We start from the raw sequence: 23812 nt of genomic DNA on the forward strand, positions 1-23812 counted from the left end.
GCGCTCACCCACGGTTCCCGGCGACGGTCTCGGACATGGCGCGAATGGACTCCTTCAGCGACCCCATCGTGGCGAGCACGGCGGTCGGCTCGTAGCCGCAGTGCGCCATGCAGTTGTCGCAGCGCGGGTCCTTGCCGCGGCCGTAGGCGTCCCAGTCGGTCTCCTCGATGAGCTTCTTGTACGTCGTCACGTACCCGTCGGCCATCAGATAGCAGGGCCTCTGCCACCCGAAGAGCGAGTAGTTGGGGATGGCCCACGCGGTGCACGGGAAGTCGACCTTGCCCTCGAGGAAGTCGAGGAACAGGGGCGAGTGGTTGAGCCGCCACCGGCGCCGGTTGCCGCCCGCGAAGGCCTTCTTGAACAGCTCGCGGGTCTGCGTGACGCCGAGGAAGTGGTCCTGGTCGGGCGCCTTCTCGTAGGCGTACGCGGGCGAGATCATCATCTCGTCGACCGCGAGGTCGTCGTTGAGGTAGTTGAGCACCTCGATGATGTTCTGCGGGGTGTCCGTGTTGAAGAACGTCGAGTTCGTGGTGACACGGAAGCCGCGCCGCTTGGCCTCCTTGATCGCCTCGATCGCCTCGTCGAAGACGCCTTCCTTGGCGACGGACTCGTCGTGCCGCTCCCGCATGCCGTCGATGTGCACGGTGAAGGCGAAGAACGGGGACGGCTTGAACTTGTCCATCTTCTTGCGCATCAGCAGCGCGTTGGTGCACAGGAAGACGTACTTCTTCTTGGCCACCAACTGCCGCACGATCTCATCGATCTGAGGGTGCATCAGCGGTTCACCACCGGCGATGGACACCATCGGGGCACCCGATTCGAGGACGGCGCCGACGGCCTGCGCGACGGGCATGCGCTGCTTCAGCACACCGGCCGGGTGCTGGATCTTTCCGCATCCCTCGCACGCCAGGTTGCAGGCGTACAGCGGCTCCAATTCGACGATGAGCGGAAACTTGTCCCGCCGGCGGATCTTCTGTTCAGCGAGATATGTCGCGACCTTGATGGATTGACGAAGCGGCATGGCCATCTGGGCTCACCTCCGAGGGAGCAGCAAAGAACGGTGCCATTCAAAAAAGGCGGGTAGGACGGCACGAAGGACACGGAAAGCCGATAGTCCACCGCGAACGGTGCCGATCCGGACGAGTTCATGTTCGGGAGCGTCCACGATCACCCGGACGGCCGCAACCGGGCGCTCGCGCGCCGTGCACGCCGTACGAAGGGTCGCGGCCGACTCCATGTCGACGGCGATCGCGCCGGTCGCGAGCAGGTCGGCGCGCTCGTGACCGCGCACCACGTGGTCCGAGCCGGTCAGCGGACCGGTGTGTACGGTCCTGCCGGGCACGGCCCTGACCAGCTCCTTGACGAGGAGGTCCGTGCCCGCGCACGGCGTGGCGCCGTGCGTGTCACGGGTCTCCTCGGCCACGACCAGGTCACCGGGGTGCATGCCGGGCGCGAGCCCGGCGCAGAACCCGGTGGCCACGACGGCGGCGTCGCGCAGCACGGCGTCACCGAGAGCGCGGGTCACCGCGTGCTCGGCGGCCTTGGGCCCCATGCCCGTACGCAGCACGGTCACGGGGCTCGTGGCCCCGGCCCGGTTGCCGCTGCGCAGCGCGAGGTGCTCGATGCCGAGCGCACAGGCGACCAGCAGCGGCGCGGCCTGCGGGGGCCGGTCCGTCGGCGATGCGGTCATCAGCTCCCCTTGGCGGCGGCGACCTTGTCACTGAAGGGCTCGCCGTTGACGTACCGGCCGAGCGCGGTCAGCGGGAACACCTGCCGGTACAGGTGGTAGTTGATCGAGAAGTCCCAGGGGAAGCCGGTCCCGGTGAAGTACGGCTCGTCCCAGGTGCCGTCCTCGGTCTGGGTGTCGGCGAGATACGTGACGCCGCGCTCGACGGCCTTCGACTCCCGCTCCCCCGCCGCGAGCAGCGCGAGCAGCGCCCAGCCGGTCTGTGAGGCGGTCGAGGCGCCGTGCCCCTTCCAGTCCTCGTAGCGGTACGAGCGCAGGTCCTCGCCCCAGCCGCCGTCCTCGTTCTGGACCGACTCCAGCCAGCTGACGGCCCGTCTGACCGCGGGGTGCGAGGCGGGCAGCCCGGCCGCGATCAGCGCGGGCACCACAGAGCCTGTGCCGTAGACGTAGTTGACGCCCCAGCGGCCGAACCAGGCGCCGTTCGCCTCCTGTTCGGCGAGCAGCCACTCGATGCCGCGCCGGGTGCGCGGGTCGCGCGTGTGCCCCTCGACGGCGAGCATCTCGACGACGTGCCCGGTGACGTCGGCGGACGGCGGGTCGATGACCTCGCCGAAGTCGCAGAACGGCAGCCGGTTGGGGAACGGGCTGGTGTTGTCGACGTCGAAGGCGCCCCAGGCGCCGTTCTTCGACTGCATCCCGAGGGTCCAGCGCATGCCGCGCTCGATGGCCCTCTCGACGCGCGCCTTGTCGGGGTGTTTCACCCGGCGCAGCGCGAGGACGACCTCGGCGGTGTCGTCGATGTCGGGGTAGTTGTCGTTGTCGAACTCGAACGCCCAACCGCCCGGCTCCAGTTGGGGCTTGCGCACGGACCAGTCACCGGGCCGGTCGATCTGCTCGGTGATCATCCACTCGGCCGCCCTGACGAGCGCCGGATGGTCGGCGGGCAGGCCCGCGTCGGCGAGCGCGATGGTCGCCAGGCACGTGTCCCACACCGGCGACTGGCAGGCCTCGATCATCCGGGCCCCGTCCTCGCGCCACACGACGAACCGGTCGAGGGACGCCAACCCGGCCTTGAGAACCGGGTGTTCGATGTCGTAGCCGAGCAGGTGGAGCGCGATGACGGAGTAGACGGCGGGCGGCTGGATGCCGCCCCAGCAGCCGTCGTTCTCCTGTCGCTCGATGATCCAGCGGGCCGCGGAGTTGACGGCCGCCTTGCGCAGCCGCTTCAGGGCCACCTTCTGGTAGCCGTGCATGATCTTGTCGAGCCGCTGGAACGCGCCGTCCCAACTGGCCACCGGGGCAAGGGGTTTGGCCGGGTTCGGGTCGCTCGGGTCGGTGTGCAGCTCGTCCAGCGGGAACGGCGCGGGACGCACCGGGCGCTTCGAGGACACCACCGTGAGCGGCACGATCGTCTGCCGGGCCCAGCAGCCGAAGTCGTAGATGTTGAGCGGCATCCATTTGGGGAAGTAGATGAGCTCCGGCGGGAGTTCGGGGAGGTCGTCCCACTTCCACCAGCCGAACAGGGCCAGCCAGATCCGGGTGAACACGCGGGACTCGGCGATGCCGCCGCGCTCGCGGATCCACGCCGAGGCCCTGGCCATGTGCGCGTCGTCCGGGGAGTCACCGGCCAGGCGCAGCGCGACGTACGCCTCGATGGTGGTGGACAGTTCGCCGGGCCCGCCGTAGAAGGTGGCCCAGGTGCCGTCCTCGCGCTGCTCGCCGCGGATGAACAGCGCGGCGGCGTCGGTGGTGGCCTTGTCCCTGATGCCGAGGAACTGGCGCAGCAGCAGGTCTTCGGCATCCATCGTCACGTTGGTGTCGAGGTCGCCCTTCCACCAGCCCCGGTCGTCCTGCCGCGCGAGCAGGAAGTCCGTGGCACGCTGTATGGCTCGTCCTGCGGCGGCTTGGGTCCCGGCCGCCCCGGGGGTCGTGTCGGTCAGTTGGGCAGTGGTGGCCGAGGTCGTCTGCGGTGCCGTGGCTCCGGAGCTTCCGTCGGTCGTCGCTGTCATGGCTATCCCTTCATGCAGTGGTTCTGATGCTGGGTAACCGTCGGCCGGAGCCCTGGCGGGACACCGGCCGGCGACTGCGAGTCATATGCGGCCGATAGTGATCATCTCTTTCGTACGACGACGAAGTCGGCGAGCGCCACGAACTGGGCGCGCACCGTGGCTGACATCTGGACGGAGTCCAGGGCTTCGAGGGCGACGGCGTACTGGCGCCGCGCTTCTTCCGCGGTCCACTCGCGCCCGCCGGCCTCCTCGATGAGGGCGGCGCGGGCGGCGAAGTCCGCCTCGGTGAAGGTGTCGAAGTCAACGTCCTTGGCATCGGCGGCGAGGAGCTCGCCGAGCTGCTCGGAGGCCGGGCCTCCGGCGCCGAGGGCGGCGACGACCGGGAGGGACTTCTTGCGCTGGCGCAGGTCGCTCCAGGTCTGCTTGCCGGTCGACTCGGGGTCGCCCCAGATGCCGAGCAGGTCGTCGACGGCCTGGAAGGCGAGGCCCAGGTGGTAGCCGTACTTCTCCAGGGCGTCGGCGGTGGCGTCGTCGGCGCCGCCGAGGACCGCGCCGATGGATGAGGCGCAGGCGAGCAGGGCGCCCGTCTTGTTGCCCTCCATCTCCAGGCACTCGACGACGCTGACGCGCTCGCGGTGCTCGAAGCCGATGTCCTGCGCCTGGCCGTCGATGAGGGCGCGGGTCGCGGTGGTCAGGCGGCGCGTGGCGCGGCCGGCGTCGACGGTCTCCAGCTCCAGGATGACCTCGTTGGCCAGCGCGAAGAGGGCGTCGCCGACGAGGATCGCCTGGGCGGGGCCGTGCACCTTCCACACGGTGTCGCGGTGGCGGCGCTGCTCGTCGCCGTCCATCAGGTCGTCGTGCAGCAGCGAGAAGTTGTGGACGAGCTCGACCGCGACGGCGCCCGGCACGCCGACCTCCGGGTCGGCGCCCGCGGCCTGCGCGGACAGCACGGCCAGGGCGGGGCGCACGGCCTTGCCGCCGTCACCGTCGGCCGGGTTGCCCTCGGCGTCGATCCAGCCGAAGTGGTAGGCGGCGACGGTGTCCATCGGTGCCGCCAGGCGGTCCACCGCCGCCTTCAGCACGGGGGTGGCCAGGGTTCGGCCGCGCTCCAAAAGCGCGGTCACGTCCACCGCGTCGGCAGCCTCTGGGGCCGAGGGCACAGGTGGCACAGTCTCTCCTTGATTTACCGGATTCACCGTTGTCGGTGTTGTCGGCATCTCCACCGACGGAAGTTCGCTGGTCACGTCGACCGTGGGAAGTTCGTACGTCACGCCGCCTCCCGGTACAGGTGGCCGCGGGGGCGGCCGAGCGCGGCGAGCGCCGCGTCGGCGGCACTGGTGCCGCTGCGGACAGCGCCTTCCATGGTCGCGGGCCACCCGGTGGCGGTCCACGCGCCGGCCAGGTACAGGCCGGGGGCATTGGTGAGGGCCGTGGGCCGCAGTTCGCCGACCCCGGGGGTCGGCGCGAAGGTCGCCGTCCGTTCCCGGGTGACGAAGAAGTCGTGGATGGTGGCACCGCGCGCGGCGGGCAGCAGCCGCTCCAGCTCCGGCAGGTACCGCTCGCGCAGGGTGGCGACCGGCGCGTCGATGTCGTCCCGCGCGGCCGACTGGGAGACGGCGAGGTACTGGGCGCCCGGCAGCGTACGGGCCAGGCCTGAGGCGTCCGTGCGGTCGAAGACCCACTGGACGGGTGAGCCGAGCGCGGTGAAGAAGGGCTGCTTGAGGACCTTGCGGCCGTAGACGACGTGCAGGTTGAGGATCGGCGCGGTGCCGATGTCGAGCAGCCGCTTCTTGTCGTCGAGCGCCTGGTCGGGCAGCAGGTCGTGCGCCTCGCGCTGGGGCACGGCGAGCACGACGGTGTCGGCGGCGAGAATCCGGCCGGAAGTATCCGGCCCTTCGGGAACCTCGACGGCCCAACGGCCGTTGTCCGTACGGGAGATGGAGGTGACGCGTGTACGGAGTCCGGTGCGTACGCCCGCGGAGTCGAGCGCCTTGCGGGCGAGAGTGTCGTGGAGTTCACCGAGGGGCACTTTGGCCCACCCGATGTCGGCGGCGCCGGGCTCGGACAGCAGCCCGGTCTTGAAGACCATGGCGGCAAGGCCCAGCGAGGACTCGCCCGCCACCGCGTTCAGCGTCGCGACGCCGACGAGGTCCCACAGCGCCTCGATGGCCCGCTGCGACTGACCGTGCTCGGCCAGCCAGGAGCCGAAGTCCCGCTTGTCGAGCGCCGGATCGGCGGGGTCGAGGCCCTTGAGGGCGAGCGCGGCCCGGCCGACGGCGGCGCGCTCGGCGAGCGACAGGTGCGGGTACGTGGCGAGGCTCTTGGCCAGGTGCAGCGGCACGGGCAGCGCGGTGCGCCGCAGTCTGCCGAGGCGGTTCTTCTCGGCGTCCAGTACGGGCACGTCGAGTCGTTCCTGCAGGGGCGCGAGCGAGGTGGCGTCGACGCGGTCGAGGAACCAGCGGTAGGCGGTGCAGCAGCGCAGGTACACGTGCTGGCCGTTGTCGACGGTGAGGTCGCCGCGCTTGAAGGAGAACGCGAGGCCGCCGAGCCGGGGGCGCCCTTCGAGGAGAGTGACGTCCATGCCGCCGTCGGCGAGGGCGAGCGCGGAGGTGATCCCCGCGAGCCCACCGCCGACGACCACCGCGGTGGGCCGGGCGCGGCCCCCGGCGGAGTCCGCCTCGCGCACGTCGTCAGCCGTGCTCCCCTCGCTCATGCGCCCTCCCCCTGGGTGGTGCCTTCGGTGGTGCGTACGGCCTGCGTGGGGCCGGGTTCGACGGGTGTGGCGAACACGCGACCGACCGTTGCATGCAGGGACGCGGCGCCGCGGCGGAGGGTTGCCCGCCGCTTGGTTCTCGCCATGTCACCCTGGCCCGCGGTGTCCATCAGGCGCGCCTCCTGGCGGTGCCGCGGGTGGCGCCGCGCACGACGGTGCGGGTGTCAAGGCCCGACAGGCCGCGCACGGCGACGTACGCCTTCTCGTGTCCGGGCAGCGAGACCCGGCCGCGCAGCACGGCCTCGGGGTCGCGCTCGATGCGGTCGAGCAGTCGGCGGTAGATGCCGGCCATGGCGGCGACGCAGGCGCCGGAGCGCCGGTCGAGCATGGGAAGGAGGCGGTAGCCCTCGGCGAACAGGGCGCGGGCGCGCCGCACTTCGAAGTGCACGAGTCCGGCGAAGTCCGAGCCTGCCGGGGGCACGGGTCCGTGGAACCCGGCCGAGCAGCCGAACTTCGCGAGGTCGTCGGCGGGCAGATAGGTGCGCCCGTCCTCGGCGTCCTCGCGCACATCGCGCAGGATGTTGGTGAGTTGCAGCGCGAGGCCGAGCGTGTCGGCGAGCTCCGGCGCCCGCTCGACGCCGCGCGCCCCCGGTTCCGTGCCGAACACGCCCAGCGAGACCCGCCCGATGGCGCCCGCGACGCACCGGCAGTAGACCTTCAGGTCGTCCCAGGTCTCATAGGTCTCGCCGCGCAGGTCCATCAGGACACCGTCGATCAGCTCGTCGAGCCCGTCCAGCGGGATCGGGAAGCGGCTCGCGGCGTCGGCCAGGGCGACGGCCACCGGGTCGGTGTCGTCCTCCTCGACCTTGCCGTCCTGGACCCGGGCGAGCAGCGTCCTGGTCTCGTCGAGCCGGTGCGCCTTGATGTCGGGTTCGAGGCCGCCGTCGCCGATGTCGTCCACGCGGCGCGAGAACGCGTACAGGGCCGACATGGCGCGCCGCTTCGAGGTCGGCAGCAGCCGGATCCCGTAGGCGAAGTTGCGGGCCTGCTGGCCGGTGACGGTCTCGCAGTAGCTGTATGCGGCGAGCACCGGCGCCGACACGGTCTGGTCTGACTCCACGGTCTTGCTCACCCCTCTCCTCGCAGAGTCGCTCCCACCTCGCGCAGCAATCGCGCCTTGGTGGGTTTGGGTGGTCCCGGAAGCACGTCGTACGAAACGGCGGTGATCGCGTGGACCGCCGCCTTCCCCCCTCCGACGAACCCTGCCAGCAGCAGCTTCAGCCTGCCGTGGACGCTACCCACCAAGGGGGTGCCTTCATTCAGCAGCTTCAGGGCGCGTTCGGCCTCGTACGCGACCAGCGCGCGCACCGATGCGCCGGCGGTCGGCGCGGCGAGATCGCTCTCGTCGACGTGGAACTTCTTCAGGTCTTCGGCCGGCAGGTAGATCCGGTCGCGGTCCAGGTCCTCGGCCACGTCCTGGAGGTGCTCGACGATCTGGAGCGCGGTGCAGACCGCGTCCGAGAGGCGGATGCGCTCGGGGGTCGCGGTGCCGGTGATGGCGAGGACGAGGCGGCCCACGGGGTTGGCGGACAGCTCGCAGTAGGCGAGCAGGTCGTCGTACGTCTCGTAGCGCGTGACCAGCTGGTCCTGGCGGTTCGCGGCGATGAGGCCGAGGAACGGCTCGGGGGTCAGCGAGCGGCGGCGGACGGTGGGCTGCAGCGCCTTCAGGAGCGGATGCCGGGGTGCCCCGTCGAAGACCTTCCGCAGGTCGGCCTCGAAGGCGTCCAGCATCGCGAGGCGGTCGTGCGCCCGATCGGGTGACACGCCCAGGAAGCGGGCGTCCGCGCCGCCGGGGGCGAGGTCGCCGTCGCCGATGTCGTCGACGAGGCGTGCGAACCCGTATACGGCCATCAGGTCGTCGCGCCAGGCGCGCGGCAGGAAGAAGGGGGCGACCGGGAAGTTCTCCTCGGCGGCCTTGTCGAGGGTGGCGCTCACCGGGCTCGCTGTGTCGTCAGGGCTCTCGGGGCGCACTCGGGCGTGTGCGCTCACCGGGTGCGGCCCACTTCCCCGAGGACGGCGAAAGCCCCGTGGAGCTGGAGAGTTTCCATAGCCATTGCCGTCACAACTCCCGTTCTACACTGCGGACCCAATGCATCTCATTTCGGACACGCCGCTTGGCCGACCGTGCGGCCGCCCAGCCCCGCAGGGGTCGGGATGTCGCGTCTTATCGCCCCACATGCCGCGATTGAGGCCGGTACAGCTTACGTTGTACAACGCCCGCCCTCGCGTCGGGGTGTTCTGCACATCACAACAACACACCGATTGACGCCAAGATTCCTTCAGGGCAAGGAAGTTGACCTGCCCTTGACCGTGATCGCCAATTACTTGGTACCTACAGGCATATCAGAGGCCCCACCGGACGGAAGCCGGTAGGGCCTCATATGACGTGGTCCAGAGGCGGGCGGTTACTTGCCCGTGAACTTCTCGTACTCCTTGAGTACCTCGGCCGTCGGACCGTCCATACGCAGTTCCCCGCGCTCCAGCCACAGGACACGTTCACAGGTGTCGCGGATGGACTTGTTGTTGTGACTCACCAGGAAGACCGTGCCGGCCTCCTTGCGCAGCTCGCGGATGCGGGCCTCGGACCGCTTCTGGAACTTGCGGTCACCCGTGGCCAGCGCCTCGTCGATCATCAGCACATCGTGGTCCTTGGCGGCCGCGATGGAGAAGCGCAGACGCGCGGCCATGCCGGACGAATACGTCCGCATCGGCAGCGTGATGAAGTCGCCCTTCTCGTTGATGCCGGAGAAGTCGACGATCTGCTGGTAGCGCTCCTTGATCTCCTCGCGGGACATACCCATGGCGAGACCGCCGAGGATGACGTTGCGCTCGCCCGTGAGGTCGTTCATCAGGGCCGCGTTCACACCGAGCAGCGAGGGCTGGCCGTTCGTGTAGACCTTGCCCTTCTCCGCCGGCAGCAGGCCCGCGATGGCCCGCAGCAGGGTCGACTTGCCGGAGCCGTTCGACCCGATGAGGCCGATGGCCTCGCCGCGGTACGAGGTGAAGGAGACGCCTCTGACGGCGTGCACCTTGCGCACGCCGCGCTCCTCGCCGCGCTTGATGATCCGGCTCAGCGCGGAGGTGGCGCTGCCCTTGCCGGTCTTGGCGCCGTTGACGCGGTACACGATGTGCAGCTCGTCGGCGATGACCGTGGGGACGGGCGCATCGGTGGTCTTGTCGAGATCAGCCACGGCCGTACCGCTCCTCTGACTTCCAGAAGTAGACGAAGCCGAGCACCGCGACGAGCACGGCCCAGCCAAGGGCGAGGGCCCACACGTGCGGCGGCAGGTTGTCCCTGCCGTAGCCGTCGATGAGCGCGAAGCGCATCAGGTCCATGTAGACCGCGACCGGGTTCCACTGGAGTACATCGGCGATCCACGCCGGCTTGTCCTTCAGCATGATCGGGATGGAGAACATGACGCCGGACGCGTACATCCACGTACGCATGACGAACGGCATCAGCTGCGCGAGGTCCGGGGTCTTCGAACCCGCCCGCGCCATGATCAGCGAGAGTCCGGTGTTGAACAGGAACTGGAGCGCGAGCGCCGGAACGATCAGCAGCCAGGACAGGCTCGGGTAGTTGCCGAACGCGCACGTGACGACGAACACCACGATCATCGAGAACAGCAGCTGCTGAAGCTGCTGCAGCGCGAACGAGATGGGCAGCGAGGCGCGCGGGAAGTGCAGCGCGCGCACCAGGCCGAGGTTGCCGGAGATCGCGCGGACGCCCGACATCACCGAGTTCTGGGTGAAGTGGAAGACGAACACGCCGGTCACCAGGAACGGGATGTAGACGTCGTGGTCCATGCCCCGGTTGGCGCCCAGGATGAGACCGAAGATCAAGTAGTAGACCGCCGCGTTCAGCAGCGGAGTCACCACCTGCCACAGCTGGCCGAGCTTGGCCTGGCTGTACTGGGCGGTCAGCTTCGCCTGCGAGAAGGCGAGGATGAAGTGGCGCCGGCCCCACAGCTGCCGCGCGTACTCGAAAAGACCCGGGCGGGCCCCGCTGACGGTCAAGCCGTACTTGGCGGCGAGTTCGCGCCCGGAGAGCCCGTCGTCGGGCGACGGGGGCGCGCTCACCGCGACACCGGCGTCATGCGTTGTCTCACTCACAAGAGGAACTTTCGTCTTCAAATGCACGGCCTGCCGTCAGGCACGAGCTTGTCAGATGACAGGGGGTCGGCCCAGTCGGGTCAGCCGCCACACGGTACGCCACTTCATGGGGCGCCTCGGCCCGCAGGGGGTCGTCCAGCCTTCCTTGAAGCCGCCGAGCCAGGCCTTCAGTGCCGGGCCCGATGGCCGGCGGGCCAGGGTGAGCAGCAGCCAGACGCCGAGGTACACGGGCACCAGGAGCGCGGGCAGATTGCGGCGGGCCAGCCAGACCCGGTTGCGGGCCACCATGCGGTGGTAGACCGCGTGCCTCGACGGGGCCGTGGTGGGGTGGTGCAGCACCATGTCGGCGCGGTAGTCGATCATCCAGCCCGCGTCGAGGGCCCGCCAGGCGAGGTCGGTCTCCTCGTGGGCGTAGAAGAACTCCGCGGGCAGCGGTCCGGCCTCGGCGATGACCCGCGTACGTACGGCGTTGGCGCCGCCGAGGAAGGTCGTCACGCGCGAGGAGCGCATCGGGTCGGCGGCGCGCAGCCGCGGCACGTGCCGGCGCTGGGTCTCGCCGGTGTCCGGGTCCGCGATGCGGAAGCTGACGATGCCGAGCTTCGGGTCGGCGGTGAAGGCGGCGCGGCACTTCTCGGCCGTGTCGGTGAGCGGCAGCAGCCCGTCGTCGTCCAGGAACATCAGGATGTCGACGTCGGAACCGGAGGGGCCGAAGGCCTCGATGCCCACGTTGCGCCCGCCGGGGATGCCGAGGTTCTCGGGCAGCTCGATGGTCCGTACGCCCTCGGGGACGTCCGGGACCGGGGAGCCGTTGCCGACCACGACCACCTCGACCGGGTCGCCGTCCTGCTTGGCGACCGAGTCGAGGAGGGCGCGCAGCTCGGCCGGCCGGTTGCCCATGGTGATGACAACCGCGCCGACCTTCAACTGCTGTGTGCCGCCGCTCACTTGAGCCTGCTCGAAGCGAGGATGGACACGAGGTGGAGCAGGGTCTGGAGGAGCGCGATGCCCGCCAGGACGGCCACGCCCAGGCGCGTGAAGAACAGGTCGCCGCGGATCTGGTCCACGACCGCGAGGACCACGATGAGGAGCGTCGCCTCGATGCCCAGGATGAGCCGGTGGAACTGCAGCGCGGCCGCGGCCTTGCGGGCCAGGGCCATGCCGGAGGAGCGCATCTCGGACGCGGACTCCTTGACCTGCTCCTTGCCGCCGGCCGCGCGGGCCAGGCCCACGAGGTCCGTCTCGGCCTTGATCAGGATGGCGCCGAGCGCGGCGAGCGTGCCGAGGAAGGCCCACAGCCAGTCGATCCGCCCCGAGCCGAACACGTCGGCCGCGCGCAGCCCGAAGCCGACCAGGACGGCGGCGTCGGTGAGGTACGCACCGACCCGGTCCATCCACACGCCGGTCAGCGAGTACTGCTTGCGCCAGCGCGCGATCTCGCCGTCGACGCAGTCGAGCAGCAAGTACAGCTGCACCGCGACGACGCCGAGGACCGCGCCCCAGATCCCCGGCACCAGGAGCGCCGGGGCCGCGAGGACACCGCAGACGGTCATCAGGTAGGTCAGCTGGTTGGGCGAGACCTTGGTGTTCACCAGGTGGCGGTCGACACGCAGCGAGACCTCGCGCATGTAGAGCCGGCCCATCCAGTGCTCACCGCTCCTGCGGTCCTTCACCCCTACGGGGTGAACTACCGGGCGGAGTTCAGCTACCGATGGCTTTTGCATAGTCGGCGTAGGCGTCCCTGATCTGATCGGTGGAGAGGTCGAGGTGCTCGAGGATCGTGAAGCGGCCCGGACGGGTCTGCGGAGCGAACTCCACGACCTTCACGAACTCGTCCACGGTGAAGCCGATCTCCTCGGGCAGCACGGGCAGCCCGTGCCGGCGCAGCACCTCGACCATGTACACGGACTGCTCGCGGGCACCGCGCAGGTGCATCGCGAACGCCGCGCCCAGGCCGCACTGCTCGCCGTGGCTGGCGGCGCGCTTGGGGTAGAGGAGGTCGAAGGCGTGGTTGATCTCGTGGCAGGCGCCGGAGGCGGGCCGCGAGTCACCGGAGACCGACATGGCGATACCGGTGAGGACCAGGCCCTCCGCGAGCACCTGCAGGAAGTCGTCGTCGCCGACGCCGCCGGGGTGCCGCAGGACCGCCTCGCCCGCCTGGCGGGCCATGGCGGCGGCCAGGCCGTCGATGTCCTCGCCGCGCTCGCGGGCGCCCAGCTCCCAGTCCGCGACCGCGGAGATGTTGGAGAGGGCGTCACCGATGCCGGAGCGCACGAAACGCACCGGGGCCTCGCGGATCACGTCGAGGTCGATGACGACGCCGATGGGGTTCGGCACACCGTACGAGCCGCGGCCCGCGTCGTTGTCGAGGGTCGCGACGGGCGAGCACAGGCCGTCGTGCGACAGGTTCGTCGCGACGGCGACCAGCGGCACGCCGACGCGCGCGGCCGCGAACTTGGCACAGTCGATGATCTTGCCGCCGCCGAGGCCGACCAGGGCGTCGTAGCGCCCGGCCTTCTTGACGTCGTCGGCGAGCTTGATCGCGTCGTCGATGGTGCCGCCGCCGACCTCGAACCACTCGGCGCGGGGCAGCGAGGGCTCGAGGCGAGCCCGCAGGGCGGCGCCCGAACCACCGCTGATCGCGATGGCCAGGCGCCCCGTGGACGACGAGATCCTCTGGTCGGCGAGGACCTTGGCCAGGTCGTCGAGCGCCCCCGGCCGAATGTCGACGACGACCGGCGAGGGAATGAGTCTCGTCAGTACTGGCACGCGATCTCCCGCCCCTTGGCCAGGTCGTCGTGGTTGTCGATCTCGACCCACGGGACGTCGCCGATGGGCGCGACGTCGACCTTGAAGCCGCGGTTCACGAGCTCCTGGTAGCCGTCCTCGTAGTACAGCTGCGGGTCACGCTCGTACGTGGCCTTCAGGGCGTCGGCCAGCTCGTCGGCGGCCTCGCCCTCGATGAGGGTGACACCGATGTACTCGCCGGTGGCCTCGGACGGGTCCATCAGCTTCGTGATCTTCTGGACGCCCTTGTCGGGGTCCACGACGACCTTCATCTCCTCGTCGCCCAGGTCCTTGACCGTGTCGAGCGCGAGGATGATCTTCTTGCCGTCGCCGCGGGCGGCGAGCAGCGTCTTCTCGACGGAGACCGGGTGCACGGTGTCGCCGTTGGCCAGGATCACCGTGTGCTTCATGGCGTCACGGCCGCACCACAGGGAGTAGGCGTTGTTCCACTTCTCGGCCACGTCGTTCTCGATGAGCGTGAGCTTCAGGCCGTACTTCGCCTCGAGCGCGGCCTGGCGCTCGTAGACGACCTCCTTGCGGTAGCCGACGATGATGCCGACCTCGGTGAGACCGATCTCCGCGAAGTTCTTCAGCGTGAGGTCGAGTACGGAGAGCTCGTTCTCGGTCCCCTCGCCCACGACGGGCACGAGCGCCTTGGGAAGCGTCTCGGTGTAGGGACGGAGCCGGCTGCCGGCGCCGGCGGCCAGGACGAGGCCGATCATGCGGGTTCTCCTTCATCGTGAACGGCGGGCTCTCCGCGACGAGCGGAGAGGACCCAGAAGCGGATGCTCTCGACGAGCACCACAAGTGCCACGGCCACGGCGAACGCCGTGAGCGCAGTGGCGAAATCTGTGGGGGTGAGCAGCGCCGCGAGGACCGTGACCACCAGGGTCCGGCCTTCGTGCCCGCCGATCGTCCGCACCAGCCAGTGCGGAGGTGCCCCGGCGTTGCCGCGAATGCGGTACACCGTGTCGTAATGATGGTAGGCGACCGCCGACACAAGCCCGAAAGCCGCGGGCAGGGCGCCCTGTACGTCCGCGCGGGCGGCGAGGACGAGGATCGTGAGGTACTCGGCGGCCCGGAAGACCGGGGGCACGAGCCAGTCGAGGGCGCCCTTCAGGGGGCGGGCGACGGCGAGGCCCGACGTGACGCAGTACACGACGGCGGCCACGATCGGCCAGACGCTGCCGAAGCCCGTGAGTCCGCTCACGGCGACGACGGCGACGGCTCCGACGGCGGCGACGACCGGGGCCGCCTTCGCCTTGAGGGCCTTGCCGATCAGCTCGGCGATCGGGCCGGAGTCGGCGAGGTCGCGCAGCGCCTGCGCGGCCCGGTCGGTACGTCGCGCCCTGCGGGTCAGCGAGCGCAGGACGCGGCCCGCGGTCGTGTAGCAGGCGGCGAGCGCGCAGCCGATGAGCAGCATGTAGAAAGTGATGCGCGGCGTGGTCAGAGCGGTGAACAGGGCGATCAGCGCCCAGCGTTCACCGATCGGCAGCACGATCATGCGGCGGGCCCAGACGGTCCAGCCGACGGAGTCGAGCTTGCCGGACAGGGATGCGGTGGGACTGGCCCCCGCCAATTCACCCAGCGCCTCGGCATCGTGGTTCGCCTCGTTGAACGAGAAGTCGATCACGTGCCGGCCGGTCTGAAGCACCATCGCGCCGAGCGCGAGCGCCCAGACATCGTCACCGCTCGCGTTGGCCGCGCCGAGCGCGAGGCCCGCGTAGTAGGCGTACTCCTTGGCCCGGTCGAACGTCGCGTCCAGCCAGGCGCCCATCGTCGAGTACTGCAGCGAGTAGCGGGCGAGCTGCCCGTCGGTGCAGTCCAGGACGAAGGAGGCGAGCAGCAGGACGCCCGCCGCGACGAAGCCGCCGCGGGTGCCGGTGGCCGCGCAGGCGGCCGCGATCAGCGCGACGAGCAGCGACGCGCTGGTGACCTGATTCGGCGTCAGGCCCCGGCGTGCGCACCAGCGCGCGATGTAACGGGAGTACGGGCTGATGCAGTAGGTGGTGAAGAAGCCGTCGCGCGCCTTGACCGCCGTACGCAGCCGGATCGCCTCGTCGTCGACGGAGGCGAGGGCCTGCCGCGCCTCGTTGCGGGCCTGCGGGTCGGCGGGCACCGCGGCGACGAGCTCACCGAGCTCGGGACGGTGCACGTCGGTGCCGTCCGCCTCCAGGCTCTTGGCCACGACGTCCGGGTCGACGCCGGTCCGCGCGACCGCGCGGGTCAGCGCCTGGCGGGCGGCGGGCTGCGCGGTGAGCGCGCCGGGGATCGCCGACGCGGGAAAGCGCGGGTCGGTCAGGCCGAGGCGCAGGGCGTGGACATGGCCCACGAAGCCCGCGTCGACGACCGCGACCCGCTGCTCGCCGGGGACGGCCGCGAGCGCCTCTTCGGCGGCCGCGGGGTCCGGGGCGAGCCGCACGTCGAAGCCGAGCGCCCGCAGATCTCCCTCCAGGGACGATCCGGGGACCGGCGATCCGGTGACGATGGCGGTCGACAGACGAACTCACTCCTTGGGTGCCGACGCGAGAGCGCGCCGGGCTCATGCATGGTGGGGCGCCCGGCGCCCAGGGGCTGCGCCGGGTGGCCCGTCGTCCGCCCGGAGGGCGGGCGTCGCGGCGTCTGGTACGTGCGATCGCAAGGCACCGGAAGGTCCCAGTAGCGGAGCTACTCGGGCCTTTCGGCAACAAAGCGAGCGCGCGTGCCAGGCGTCGCGACGCAGGCGGGTCACCCGGCGCAGTCCCTGGGACGCGGCCGGGCGGCATGTCGGCAGAGGCTATCGGATGGCGCAACCGGGTGTTCGCTGCCCGTTTACCGACCGATTGGCCCCTGTCTCATGCGGTCCGCGAGGTGCTGTCGTGTGAGACAGGACCTGGCCGACCGCGCGCTCATCATTGACGATCAAGCACTCGGGCCACAAACCAGGGGCGGTCCGGGTCCGTAACCGGCGGTAGCCGGCATCGACAAACCGGGACGAGCCCGGTTCGGTCATAGGGTGGTGCGCCATGACGTGGCTGATCACCGGCGGAGCCGGATACATCGGGGCCCATGTGGCGCGGGCTATGACGGAAGCGGGCGAGCGGGTCGTCGTCCTCGACAACGTGACCTCGGGGGTGCCCTCGCGGCTTCCCGAGGCGATCCCGCTGGTGCGCGGCTCGGCGCTGGACACCGAGTTGGTGGCCCGGGTGTGCGCGGAGCACGAGGTGACGGGCGTCGTCCATCTCGCCGCGCACAAGCAGGTCGGCGAGTCGGTGGAGAAGCCGGAGCTGTACTACCGGGACAACGTGGGCGGGCTCGCCGCGCTCCTGGAGACGGTCGCGGCGGCCGGGGTGCGGCGCTTCGTGTTCTCCTCGTCGGCGGCCGTCTACGGCAACCCGGATGTGGGCCTCATCACCGAGTCCACGGCCACCGCGCCCGTGAACCCGTACGGCGAGACGAAGCTCGCGGGCGAGTGGCTGGTGCGGGCGGCCGGGCACGCGCACGGCATGGCGACGGCCTGCCTGCGCTACTTCAACGTGGCGGGCGCCGCGGCGCCGGAGCTCGCGGACATCGGCGTCTACAACGTGATCCCGATGGTCTTCGACCGTCTGACGCGCGGCGAGGCTCCGCGGATCTTCGGCGACGACTACCCGACCCAGGACGGCACCTGCGTACGTGACTACATTCACGTCGCCGACCTCGCCGAGGCACACCTGGCGGCGGCCCGCCGACTGTCCGAACCCGACGCGGGCGGCGATCTGACGCTCAACATCGGCACCGGGCAGGGCGCCTCCGTGCGTGAGCTGATCGACCTGATCGCGGAGGTGTCCGGAAACGGCACCCCCGCGATCGTCGAACCGCGCCGCCCGGGCGACGCCCCGCGCGCGGTCGGCTCCTCCGCGCTCGCCGAGAAGGAGCTCGGCTGGAGCGCGCGCCGCGACGTGCGCGAGATGGTCGAGTCGGCCTGGGCCGGCTGGTGTCTGCGACACCCCGAGGCGACCGGTAAGTGATCACTGTGGCGTCCTGACCTGCGTACACGCGTTACATCGTTTACGCAGGTCAGGGCACATGACAACGGTGTTCACCGCCATGTTTGCGGATACCCCCTACCCGTAGTTCACTGTGATCGTCGCCCCCGACCAGGGCAACGCGCCGGATCGATACGTAGGGGGTTTTCGATGGGCCTCGGGCACGATCACGACCACGGACACAGTCACGGGCCGACGACCGGGACGGCCGCCGCCGCACACCGCGGACGGCTGCGCGTCGCGCTGTCGATCACGATGGCCGTGATGGTGGTGGAGATCATCGGCGGCATCGTCGCCGACTCGCTGGCCCTGATCGCCGACGCCGCCCACATGGCAACGGACGCGCTCGGCCTCGCGATGGCCCTGATCGCGATCCACTTCGCCAACCGCCCCGCGAGCGACCAGCGCACCTTCGGCTACGCGCGCGCCGAGATCCTCGCCGCGCTCGCCAACTGTCTGCTGCTGCTCGGCGTCGGCGGCTACGTCCTGTACGAGGCGATCCAGCGGTTCATGGAACCGGCCGAGACGGCGGGCGGGCAGACCATCGTCTTCGGCCTGATCGGCCTGGTCGCGAACATGATTTCGCTGTCCCTCCTGGTGAAGGGCCAGCAGGAGAGCCTGAACGTGCGCGGCGCCTTCCTGGAGGTGGCCGCCGACGCGCTCGGTTCCCTCGCGGTGCTGATCTCCGCCGCGGTCATCCTGACCACGGGCTGGCAGCCCGCCGACCCGATCGCCTCGCTCGTCATCGGCCTCATGATCGTCCCGCGTACGGTGAAGCTGCTGCGCGAGACGCTGAACGTGCTGCTCGAATCGGCCCCCAAGGGCGTCGACATGGCGGAGGTCAGGGCCCACATACTGGCGCTGCCCGGCGTCGAGGACGTGCACGACCTGCACGCCTGGACGATCACCTCGGGGATGCCGGTGCTCTCGGCGCACGTCGTCGTCAGCACGGAAATGCTGGGTTCGATCGGCCACGAGAAGATGCTCCACGAACTCCAGGGCTGCCTGGGCGACCACTTCGACGTGGAGCACTGCACGTTCCAACTGGAGCCCACCGGGCACGCCGAGCACGAGGTGCGGCTGTGCCACTGAGCGGGCCCTTTCGCCCAGATGACGGCCCTCGTTCTGGATGAAGGGGACGATTCCGGGCAGCTTTCGCGGGGCACGATCACCTACCCGGCCGCGTTCGGCGTCTCATCGGCGCCTACGGTTGTCCCGCCCGGCCTCGCGGTCGGGCGGGACTTGCGGGACACGGACAGCGCGGGGGTTGTCAGTCCCGTACGGCAGACTTGGTTCGAGGACCGAAACGAAGGATAGGTATGCCGATCACACCTGCCCCCACGACGAACAGCTCGTCGAACGGCACCGCGGAAGCGATCTTGCTGGAACTCGTCGACGAGGACGGCAGGACGATCGGCACGGCGGAGAAGCTCGCGGCGCACCAGCCGCCCGGGCAGCTGCACAGAGCGTTCTCCGTGTTCCTCTTCGACGAGCAGGGCCGGCTGCTGCTGCAGCAGCGGGCGCTCGGCAAGTACCACTCCCCCGGCGTCTGGTCGAACACCTGCTGCGGCCACCCCTACCCCGGCGAGGCCCCGTTCGCGGCGGCCGCGCGCCGCACCTTCGAGGAGCTCGGCGTCTCGCCGTCCCTGATGGCCGAGGCGGGCACGGTGCGCTACAACCACCCGGACCCGGAGTCGGGCCTGGTGGAGCAGGAGTACAACCACCTCTTCGTGGGCCTCGTGCAGGCGTCGATGAACCCCGACCCGGAGGAGGTCGGGGCGACGGCGTTCGTGACGGCCGACGAGCTGGCCGAGCGGCACGCCAAGGACCCGTTCTCCGCGTGGTTCATGACGGTCCTCGACGCGGCACGGCCCGCGGTCAGAGAGCTGACAGGCCAGTCGGCGGGCTGGTAGCCGTCTCGGGCTTGAGGGGCAGGGCGGCCCAGATCACCTTGCCCCCGCTCGCGGTGCTCGCGACATCGCAGACGCCGCCCGCCTCCGCGGTGATCTCGCGGACGAGCAGCAGGCCGCGGCCGCCGGTCTGACCGCTGGTGGCCTCGAGTGCCGTGGGTTTGTAGGGGTGTTCGTCCTCCACGGACACCCGCACCCACTCGGGCCCGACGGCGACCTCCACGGCGAGCATCGGCGAGACGACGGCGGCGTGCTTCACCGCGTTCGTGACGAGTTCGGAGACGATCACGAGCAGCCCGTGCACCAGGTCGTCCGGGGCGGGCACGCCCTGCCGGGTGAGCAACTCCCGCACCGCGCGCCGGGCCTGCGGCACGGAGGCGTCGACCGCCTGCGTCGTGAACCGCCACACTCCCTCGTACGGGAGCGGCCCGTCCGCGGGACGATCAGGGGGCGCTCCCCCGCTGCCCTGAGGACGTGGATGGGATCCCCACCCGTGGTCGCTCATTGTCAGGTCGCCGCCCTTGCGCTCGATTGTCACCACTCTTCGAGTGTTGGGAATCACCTGCGCCAGGCCGCGGAACTGACCAGAAGTCAGCCAGTATCGACGGCATTTGATCATTGACGGCCGAGCAAGCCGGGAAGATGCTCGTTCCTGACCTGATTATGTCCGACTTACACCTTCTTAAGCTTGTTCTACGAGCTGCCCGACACGCCGCCCTCACGATCGGCCCGGCTAGCATCCGCCCATGTCTTCCGTGTCCCCGCCGCAGCTCACGCACGCCGTCGCCGAGGGCGTCGCGACCGTCGTGATCGACCATCCGGCCAAGCGCAACGCCATGACCGACGCCATGTGGGCGTCCCTGCCGCCGCTCCTCGACCGGCTCGCGGCCGATCCGGAGGTACGGGTCCTCGTCCTCACCGGCGCCGGGGACACGTTCTGCGCCGGGGCCGACATATCGACTCTCGGTGAGGGGGCGGCGCAGGGGCTCGCGGTCGCTGCGGAGGACGCGCTCGCCGCTTTTCCCAAGCCGACGCTCGCCGTGGTGCGCGGGTTCTGCGTGGGCGGCGGCAGCCAGTTGGCGGCGGCCTGCGATCTGCGTTTCGCCGCCGACGACGCGCGGTTCGGGGTGACCCCGGCCAAGCTCGGGATCGTCTACCCGGCCTCCTCCACGCGGCGCCTCGCGGCGCTCGTGGGACCAGCCAGCGCCAAGTACCTGCTGTTCTCGGGCGAGTTGATCGGGGCCGAGCGGGCGCTGCGCACGGGGTTCGTGGACGAGGTGCTGCCCCCGGCCGAACTGGGCGGCCGGGTAGCCGAGTTCACCGGCACCCTCGCCGCCCGCTCGCAGCTGACGCAGGCCGCGGCGAAGGAGTTCGTGACCGGTCGCACGGACCGGGACGCGCACTGGGCCGAGCAGGCGCGCGCCGGGGGCGAGACCGCGGAGGGCGTCGCGGCGTTCCTGGAGCGGCGCGCGCCGCGGTTCGGGTGGACGGTGGGAGCCTGAGGCTCAGCCGACCGGCCGGAACATCGCCACGATGTGCGCGGGGGCCTTGTCCGGGGAACCGGCGTCGTAGGGTGGCTGCGGGTCGTACTCGGTCATCAGCTGGATGGCCTGAGCGGTCTCGTCGCCCGCGATCCGGCCCGCGAGGGCGAGGCCCATGTCGATGCCGGACGAGACGCCGGCCGCAGTGACGTACTTGCCGTCGAAGACCACGCGCCGCCCGGTCGACGTGGCGCCCAGCCGGTCCAGTTCCTCGAGGGCCAGCCAGTGCGAGGTGGCCTCGCGCCCCTTGAGCAGGCCCGCGGCGGCGAGCGCGAGGGAGCCCGTGCACACGGACGTCGTCCAGGTAGTGGTGGCGTCGACGGCGCGCAGCCACTCCAGGAGCGGCGCGTTGCCCGTCTGGTCGCTCTGTTCGGGACCGCCCGGCACGACGACCACGTCCGGGGAGCGCACCTCGGCGAAGGTCTTGTCCGCGACGAGCGCGAGCCGCCCCGAGTCGTCCCGCACCGGTCCGGTCCGCTCGGCCACGAAGACGACGTCGGCGTCCGGGATGCCGCCGAGGGTCTGGTACGGGCCGATGGCGTCGAGGGCGGTGAAGCGCTCGTAGAGGGCGATGGCTATCTGCATGGCAGGCCTTTCTGACGTGTCGGGCGGGTCTGATGTGTCGGACGGGTCTGATGCGTCGGACGGGCGGTGCTCAGCCCAGGAGAGCGCTCAGCCCAGGGGTGCGTGGAATCGGCGCCGGTACTCGGCGGGCGAGGTGCCGAGGGTCTTGAGGAAGGCGCGGCGCATCGCCTCCGGGGTGCCGTAGCCACTCGACCGGGAGATCTCCTCGACGCCGCCCTTCGTGTCCTCCAGGAGGCGGCGGGCGTGCTCCACGCGGACGCGCTCGACGTACCGGCCGGGAGTCAGGCCCGTCTCCGTACGGAAGGCGCGGGCGAAGTGGCGCGAGGAGAGCCGGGCGCGGGCCGCGAGCGTCTCGACGCAGAGGTCGGCTCCGGGATGCTCGGCGATCCACCGCTGCACCTCACCGAGCGGTTCCCTGCGGGCCGTCTGGGCCGCGAGCTGCGTGCTGAACTGGGCCTGGTTCCCCGGGCGTCGGAGGAACACGACGAGGGCCCGGGCGATCCGCAGCGCCACATCCCTGCCGTGGTCCTCCTCGACCAGGGCGAGCGCGAGGTCGATGCCCGCGGTCACCCCCGCCGACGTCGACACACCGCCGTCGCGTACGTAGACGGGGTCGGGGTCCACGGCCACCTCGGGGTACTGGCGGGCGAGGGTGTCGCAGAACGCCCAGTGCGTCGTGGCCCGGCGGCCGTCCAGGAGCCCCGCCCGCGCCAGCAGGAACGCGCCGGTGCACACCGAGACGGTGCGGCGGGCGTGCGGGGCGCGCTCCCGCAGCCAGGCGACCAGGCGCGGGTCCGGATCGCGGGTGCCCTCGCCGCCGGGGACCAGGAGCGTGTCCGCGGACGGCGCGTCGGCGAGGGCGTGGTCCGGCGTCAGGGTCAGGCCGCTCGATGTGCGGACCGGGGCGCCGTCGGGCGATGCGGTGCGCACCCGGTAGGCGTCGCCCGCACCGCAGAAGACCTCCACCGGCCCTGTGACGTCGAGGCTCTGTACGTTGTCGAAGAGGAGGACCAGCACGGTCGGAGCGCTACGGGGCGGCATGCGGCCGATTCTTCGGGGCTCGCCGCATGACCGCAACGACGAATTGCCCACCTTTCCTGCCATGGGCGGGCGCCCGGTACTGCCATCCGTACCGACTGGTCGGTAACGTAGCCGTATGACTTCGGACCCCCGCCTGCGCGCCGCCCGCCACTGCCACAACGTGCTCAACCCGTTCCACTCGACGCACTACTTCTCGCCCGACCTCGGCAAGGAGCTGGCCGCCATCGGCGTGAGCGACTCCCGCGCCGCCTACTTCGCGGCGCGTTCCGCACCCATGGGGGCCGTCGGGGCCGGGACCGTGACCGCCACGTTCTACAACTTCAAGCACGAGCTGGTGGCCAAGCACGTGCCGGCGGTGTGGGAGGCCGCGTCCCCGCAGGCGGTGCTCGCCGCACGCGCGCGTGCCGTCGACTCGACGCTGCGCCGTCTGCTCGGCGAGGAGGCGCTCGCCTCCCCGGAGATGGCCGAGGCCGCCGAGCTGGCCCTGCGCGCCACGGAGGCGTGTACCCGGCACGCCCGCCCCCTGTACGCCGCCCACGCCGACCTTGACGTGCCGGAGGCGCCTCACCTGGCGTACTGGCACGCCACGACGCTGTTGCGCGAGCACCGCGGCGACGGGCACATCGCGGCGCTGATCGGCGCCGAACTCGACCCGGTCGAGGCCCTCGTGAGCCATGTCGCGACCGGCAAGGGCATGGCCCCGAAGTGGCTGCTCGCCACCCGCGGCTGGGACAGGTCCGAGTACGACGCGGCCGCCGAGCGGCTTCGCGCGCGTGGACTGCTCACCGCCGACGAGGAGTTGACGCTCACCGAGCAGGGCGTGACGCTGCGCGCCGAGATCGAGCACCGCACCGACGCGCTCGACCGCGCCCCCTACGAGCACCTCGGCGAGACGGGCGTGGCCCGGCTCACCGAGCTGGCGACGAAGTTCGTCGGCGCGGCCCTCGGCAACGGCGCCTTCCCGGCGGACCTGATCGGCAAGGCGGCGTAGTCCGCGCCTCGGGGCTCCGCCCCGGACCCCGCTGCTCAATCTCCCCCAGCTAACGCTGGGAGGTGCCCCCTGCAGGGGCTTGAAATGGGCAATGGCGCCTGAGGTCTGACTGGCGCGCTGCGAGGTACTCGTGTGTCCCGGCCGTCTTGCACGGCCGGGACACACGAGAGGAGAACCCGCATGTTCCGCGCCATCGCCGACATTCTGCGCCAGATCGCCGGTGCCATCGCCACCGTCGTGACCTTGCCGTTCCGGGCACTCGCCCGGCTGTTCGGCGGCGCCTCCCGGTCCGGCCGCGCGCACCGTGTCTGACCTCCCTGATCCCCGAGTGTCGGTGCCACCTGCCACAATTGCCGCGCAACCTCAGTCGA

At 70.8% G+C, this 23812-nt stretch carries 24 protein-coding genes; 6 read left to right on the forward strand and 18 right to left on the reverse strand.

The features are described from left to right. Positions 1-4: 4 nt before the first annotated feature. From hpnH to ACIRHA_RS10250, 15 genes are all read right to left on the reverse strand, one after another. Positions 5-1027, reverse strand: coding sequence for an adenosyl-hopene transferase HpnH (gene hpnH, locus ACIRHA_RS10180; protein ID WP_403842519.1), 1023 nt, complete (start codon positions 1025-1027; stop codon positions 5-7). A 6-nt stretch (positions 1028-1033) separates the two neighbouring features. Then, entirely contained in the window at positions 1034-1690 is a 657-nt protein-coding gene (locus ACIRHA_RS10185) for a 1-hydroxy-2-methyl-2-butenyl 4-diphosphate reductase (protein WP_403842522.1), read from the reverse strand. Beyond that, the gene (shc, locus tag ACIRHA_RS10190) at positions 1690-3696 is read right to left on the reverse strand and encodes a squalene--hopene cyclase (protein ID WP_403842525.1); all 2007 of its coding nucleotides are present in this window, start codon (positions 3694-3696) and stop codon (positions 1690-1692) included. The genes ACIRHA_RS10185 and shc overlap by 1 nt, the downstream gene beginning before the upstream one ends. A 101-nt stretch (positions 3697-3797) precedes the next feature. Continuing rightward, positions 3798-4913, reverse strand: a complete 1116-nt coding sequence (locus ACIRHA_RS10195) for a polyprenyl synthetase family protein (RefSeq protein WP_403844393.1) — start codon at positions 4911-4913, stop codon at positions 3798-3800. A gap of 50 nt (positions 4914-4963) precedes the next feature. Then, positions 4964-6409, reverse strand: coding sequence for a hydroxysqualene dehydroxylase HpnE (gene hpnE, locus ACIRHA_RS10200; RefSeq protein ID WP_403842528.1), 1446 nt, complete (start codon positions 6407-6409; stop codon positions 4964-4966). Then, complete coding sequence (locus ACIRHA_RS10205) at positions 6406-6579, reverse strand: DUF6380 family protein (RefSeq protein WP_385768160.1); 174 nt, start codon at positions 6577-6579, stop codon at positions 6406-6408. Before ACIRHA_RS10205 ends, hpnE begins: the two co-directional genes overlap by 4 nt. Further along, positions 6579-7541: a presqualene diphosphate synthase HpnD gene (hpnD, locus tag ACIRHA_RS10210; RefSeq protein WP_403842531.1), complete on the reverse strand. Its 963-nt coding sequence runs from the start codon at positions 7539-7541 to the stop codon at positions 6579-6581. Before hpnD ends, ACIRHA_RS10205 begins: the two co-directional genes overlap by 1 nt. After that, complete coding sequence (gene hpnC, locus ACIRHA_RS10215; protein WP_403844395.1) at positions 7538-8440, reverse strand: squalene synthase HpnC; 903 nt, start codon at positions 8438-8440, stop codon at positions 7538-7540. Before hpnC ends, hpnD begins: the two co-directional genes overlap by 4 nt. 434 nt (positions 8441-8874) lie before the next feature. Then, complete coding sequence (locus tag ACIRHA_RS10220; protein ID WP_403842534.1) at positions 8875-9660, reverse strand: ABC transporter ATP-binding protein; 786 nt, start codon at positions 9658-9660, stop codon at positions 8875-8877. Continuing rightward, entirely contained in the window at positions 9653-10582 is a 930-nt protein-coding gene (locus tag ACIRHA_RS10225; protein WP_403842537.1) for an ABC transporter permease, read from the reverse strand. The genes ACIRHA_RS10220 and ACIRHA_RS10225 overlap by 8 nt, the downstream gene beginning before the upstream one ends. Before the next feature lie 51 nt (positions 10583-10633). After that, a complete protein-coding gene (locus ACIRHA_RS10230) occupies positions 10634-11506 on the reverse strand; it encodes a glycosyltransferase family 2 protein (RefSeq protein ID WP_403844397.1) in 873 nt (290 codons plus the stop codon). Between the two features lie 17 nt (positions 11507-11523). Then, positions 11524-12303 carry a CDP-alcohol phosphatidyltransferase family protein gene (locus tag ACIRHA_RS10235; protein ID WP_403842541.1) on the reverse strand — a complete coding sequence of 260 codons (780 nt, stop codon included), beginning with the start codon at positions 12301-12303 and terminating at the stop codon, positions 11524-11526. Beyond that, entirely contained in the window at positions 12281-13348 is a 1068-nt protein-coding gene (locus ACIRHA_RS10240) for an iron-containing alcohol dehydrogenase family protein (protein WP_403842544.1), read from the reverse strand. The genes ACIRHA_RS10235 and ACIRHA_RS10240 overlap by 23 nt, the downstream gene beginning before the upstream one ends. Beyond that, positions 13336-14088: a phosphocholine cytidylyltransferase family protein gene (locus ACIRHA_RS10245; protein ID WP_326018009.1), complete on the reverse strand. Its 753-nt coding sequence runs from the start codon at positions 14086-14088 to the stop codon at positions 13336-13338. Before ACIRHA_RS10245 ends, ACIRHA_RS10240 begins: the two co-directional genes overlap by 13 nt. Beyond that, entirely contained in the window at positions 14085-15866 is a 1782-nt protein-coding gene (locus tag ACIRHA_RS10250) for a DUF5941 domain-containing protein (protein WP_403844400.1), read from the reverse strand. Before ACIRHA_RS10250 ends, ACIRHA_RS10245 begins: the two co-directional genes overlap by 4 nt. Before the next feature lie 505 nt (positions 15867-16371). Here ACIRHA_RS10250 and galE point away from each other — a divergent pair. The 3 genes from galE to idi all read left to right on the forward strand — a co-directional run bounded on the left by galE (position 16372) and on the right by idi (position 19286). Beyond that, complete coding sequence (gene galE / locus ACIRHA_RS10255) at positions 16372-17355, forward strand: UDP-glucose 4-epimerase GalE (protein WP_403842547.1); 984 nt, start codon at positions 16372-16374, stop codon at positions 17353-17355. Positions 17356-17523: 168 nt separating this feature from the next. After that, entirely contained in the window at positions 17524-18465 is a 942-nt protein-coding gene (locus tag ACIRHA_RS10260) for a cation diffusion facilitator family transporter (RefSeq protein ID WP_403842550.1), read from the forward strand. 227 nt (positions 18466-18692) lie between these two features. Further along, positions 18693-19286, forward strand: a complete 594-nt coding sequence (gene idi / locus ACIRHA_RS10265) for an isopentenyl-diphosphate Delta-isomerase (protein ID WP_403842553.1) — start codon at positions 18693-18695, stop codon at positions 19284-19286. Here the strand turns inward: idi and ACIRHA_RS10270 are convergent. Continuing rightward, the gene (locus ACIRHA_RS10270) at positions 19252-19788 is read right to left on the reverse strand and encodes an ATP-binding protein (protein ID WP_351334874.1); all 537 of its coding nucleotides are present in this window, start codon (positions 19786-19788) and stop codon (positions 19252-19254) included. The two genes, idi and ACIRHA_RS10270, sit on opposite strands and share 35 nt — an antisense overlap. A 241-nt stretch (positions 19789-20029) precedes the next feature. On the opposite strand from ACIRHA_RS10270, the gene ACIRHA_RS10275 reads away from it, so the two are divergent. Further along, entirely contained in the window at positions 20030-20785 is a 756-nt protein-coding gene (locus tag ACIRHA_RS10275) for an enoyl-CoA hydratase/isomerase family protein (RefSeq protein ID WP_403842556.1), read from the forward strand. A 3-nt stretch (positions 20786-20788) separates the two neighbouring features. On the opposite strand, the gene ACIRHA_RS10280 is transcribed toward ACIRHA_RS10275, so the two are convergent. Then, positions 20789-21409, reverse strand: a complete 621-nt coding sequence (locus ACIRHA_RS10280) for a DJ-1/PfpI family protein (RefSeq protein ID WP_403842558.1) — start codon at positions 21407-21409, stop codon at positions 20789-20791. An 87-nt stretch (positions 21410-21496) separates the two neighbouring features. After that, a complete protein-coding gene (locus ACIRHA_RS10285; RefSeq protein WP_403842561.1) occupies positions 21497-22450 on the reverse strand; it encodes a GlxA family transcriptional regulator in 954 nt (317 codons plus the stop codon). Between the two features lie 115 nt (positions 22451-22565). On the opposite strand from ACIRHA_RS10285, the gene ACIRHA_RS10290 reads away from it, so the two are divergent. Further along, positions 22566-23441 carry a hypothetical protein gene (locus ACIRHA_RS10290; RefSeq protein WP_403842564.1) on the forward strand — a complete coding sequence of 292 codons (876 nt, stop codon included), beginning with the start codon at positions 22566-22568 and terminating at the stop codon, positions 23439-23441. Between the two features lie 180 nt (positions 23442-23621). Beyond that, positions 23622-23753, forward strand: a complete 132-nt coding sequence (locus ACIRHA_RS10295) for an LPFR motif small protein (protein WP_267068424.1) — start codon at positions 23622-23624, stop codon at positions 23751-23753. Positions 23754-23812: the final 59 nt, after the last annotated feature.

The sequence above is a fragment of the Streptomyces sp. NPDC102360 genome (assembly GCF_044766085.1).
GTDB lineage: Bacteria > Actinomycetota > Actinomycetes > Streptomycetales > Streptomycetaceae > Streptomyces.

Bases quoted from the DNA above. Each gene is read 5' to 3' on its own strand.
- ACIRHA_RS10285 (WP_403842561.1), bottom strand. From the start codon at position 22,450: ATGCCGCCCCGTAGCGCTCCGACCGTGCTGGTCCTCCTCTTCGACAAC.
- hpnE (WP_403842528.1), bottom strand. From the start codon at position 6,409: ATGAGCGAGGGGAGCACGGCTGACGACGTGCGCGAGGCGGACTCCGCC.
- ACIRHA_RS10295 (WP_267068424.1), top strand. From the start codon at position 23,622: ATGTTCCGCGCCATCGCCGACATTCTGCGCCAGATCGCCGGTGCCATC.
- shc (WP_403842525.1), bottom strand. From the start codon at position 3,696: ATGACAGCGACGACCGACGGAAGCTCCGGAGCCACGGCACCGCAGACG.
- ACIRHA_RS10290 (WP_403842564.1), top strand. From the start codon at position 22,566: ATGACTTCGGACCCCCGCCTGCGCGCCGCCCGCCACTGCCACAACGTG.
- ACIRHA_RS10280 (WP_403842558.1), bottom strand. From the start codon at position 21,409: ATGCAGATAGCCATCGCCCTCTACGAGCGCTTCACCGCCCTCGACGCC.
- ACIRHA_RS10205 (WP_385768160.1), bottom strand. From the start codon at position 6,579: ATGGACACCGCGGGCCAGGGTGACATGGCGAGAACCAAGCGGCGGGCA.
- ACIRHA_RS10270 (WP_351334874.1), bottom strand. From the start codon at position 19,788: ATGAGCGACCACGGGTGGGGATCCCATCCACGTCCTCAGGGCAGCGGG.
- ACIRHA_RS10185 (WP_403842522.1), bottom strand. From the start codon at position 1,690: ATGACCGCATCGCCGACGGACCGGCCCCCGCAGGCCGCGCCGCTGCTG.
- ACIRHA_RS10235 (WP_403842541.1), bottom strand. From the start codon at position 12,303: ATGCAAAAGCCATCGGTAGCTGAACTCCGCCCGGTAGTTCACCCCGTA.
- galE (WP_403842547.1), top strand. From the start codon at position 16,372: ATGACGTGGCTGATCACCGGCGGAGCCGGATACATCGGGGCCCATGTG.
- ACIRHA_RS10245 (WP_326018009.1), bottom strand. From the start codon at position 14,088: ATGATCGGCCTCGTCCTGGCCGCCGGCGCCGGCAGCCGGCTCCGTCCC.
- ACIRHA_RS10275 (WP_403842556.1), top strand. From the start codon at position 20,030: ATGTCTTCCGTGTCCCCGCCGCAGCTCACGCACGCCGTCGCCGAGGGC.
- idi (WP_403842553.1), top strand. From the start codon at position 18,693: ATGCCGATCACACCTGCCCCCACGACGAACAGCTCGTCGAACGGCACC.
- hpnH (WP_403842519.1), bottom strand. From the start codon at position 1,027: ATGGCCATGCCGCTTCGTCAATCCATCAAGGTCGCGACATATCTCGCT.
- ACIRHA_RS10260 (WP_403842550.1), top strand. From the start codon at position 17,524: ATGGGCCTCGGGCACGATCACGACCACGGACACAGTCACGGGCCGACG.
- ACIRHA_RS10195 (WP_403844393.1), bottom strand. From the start codon at position 4,913: ATGCCGACAACACCGACAACGGTGAATCCGGTAAATCAAGGAGAGACT.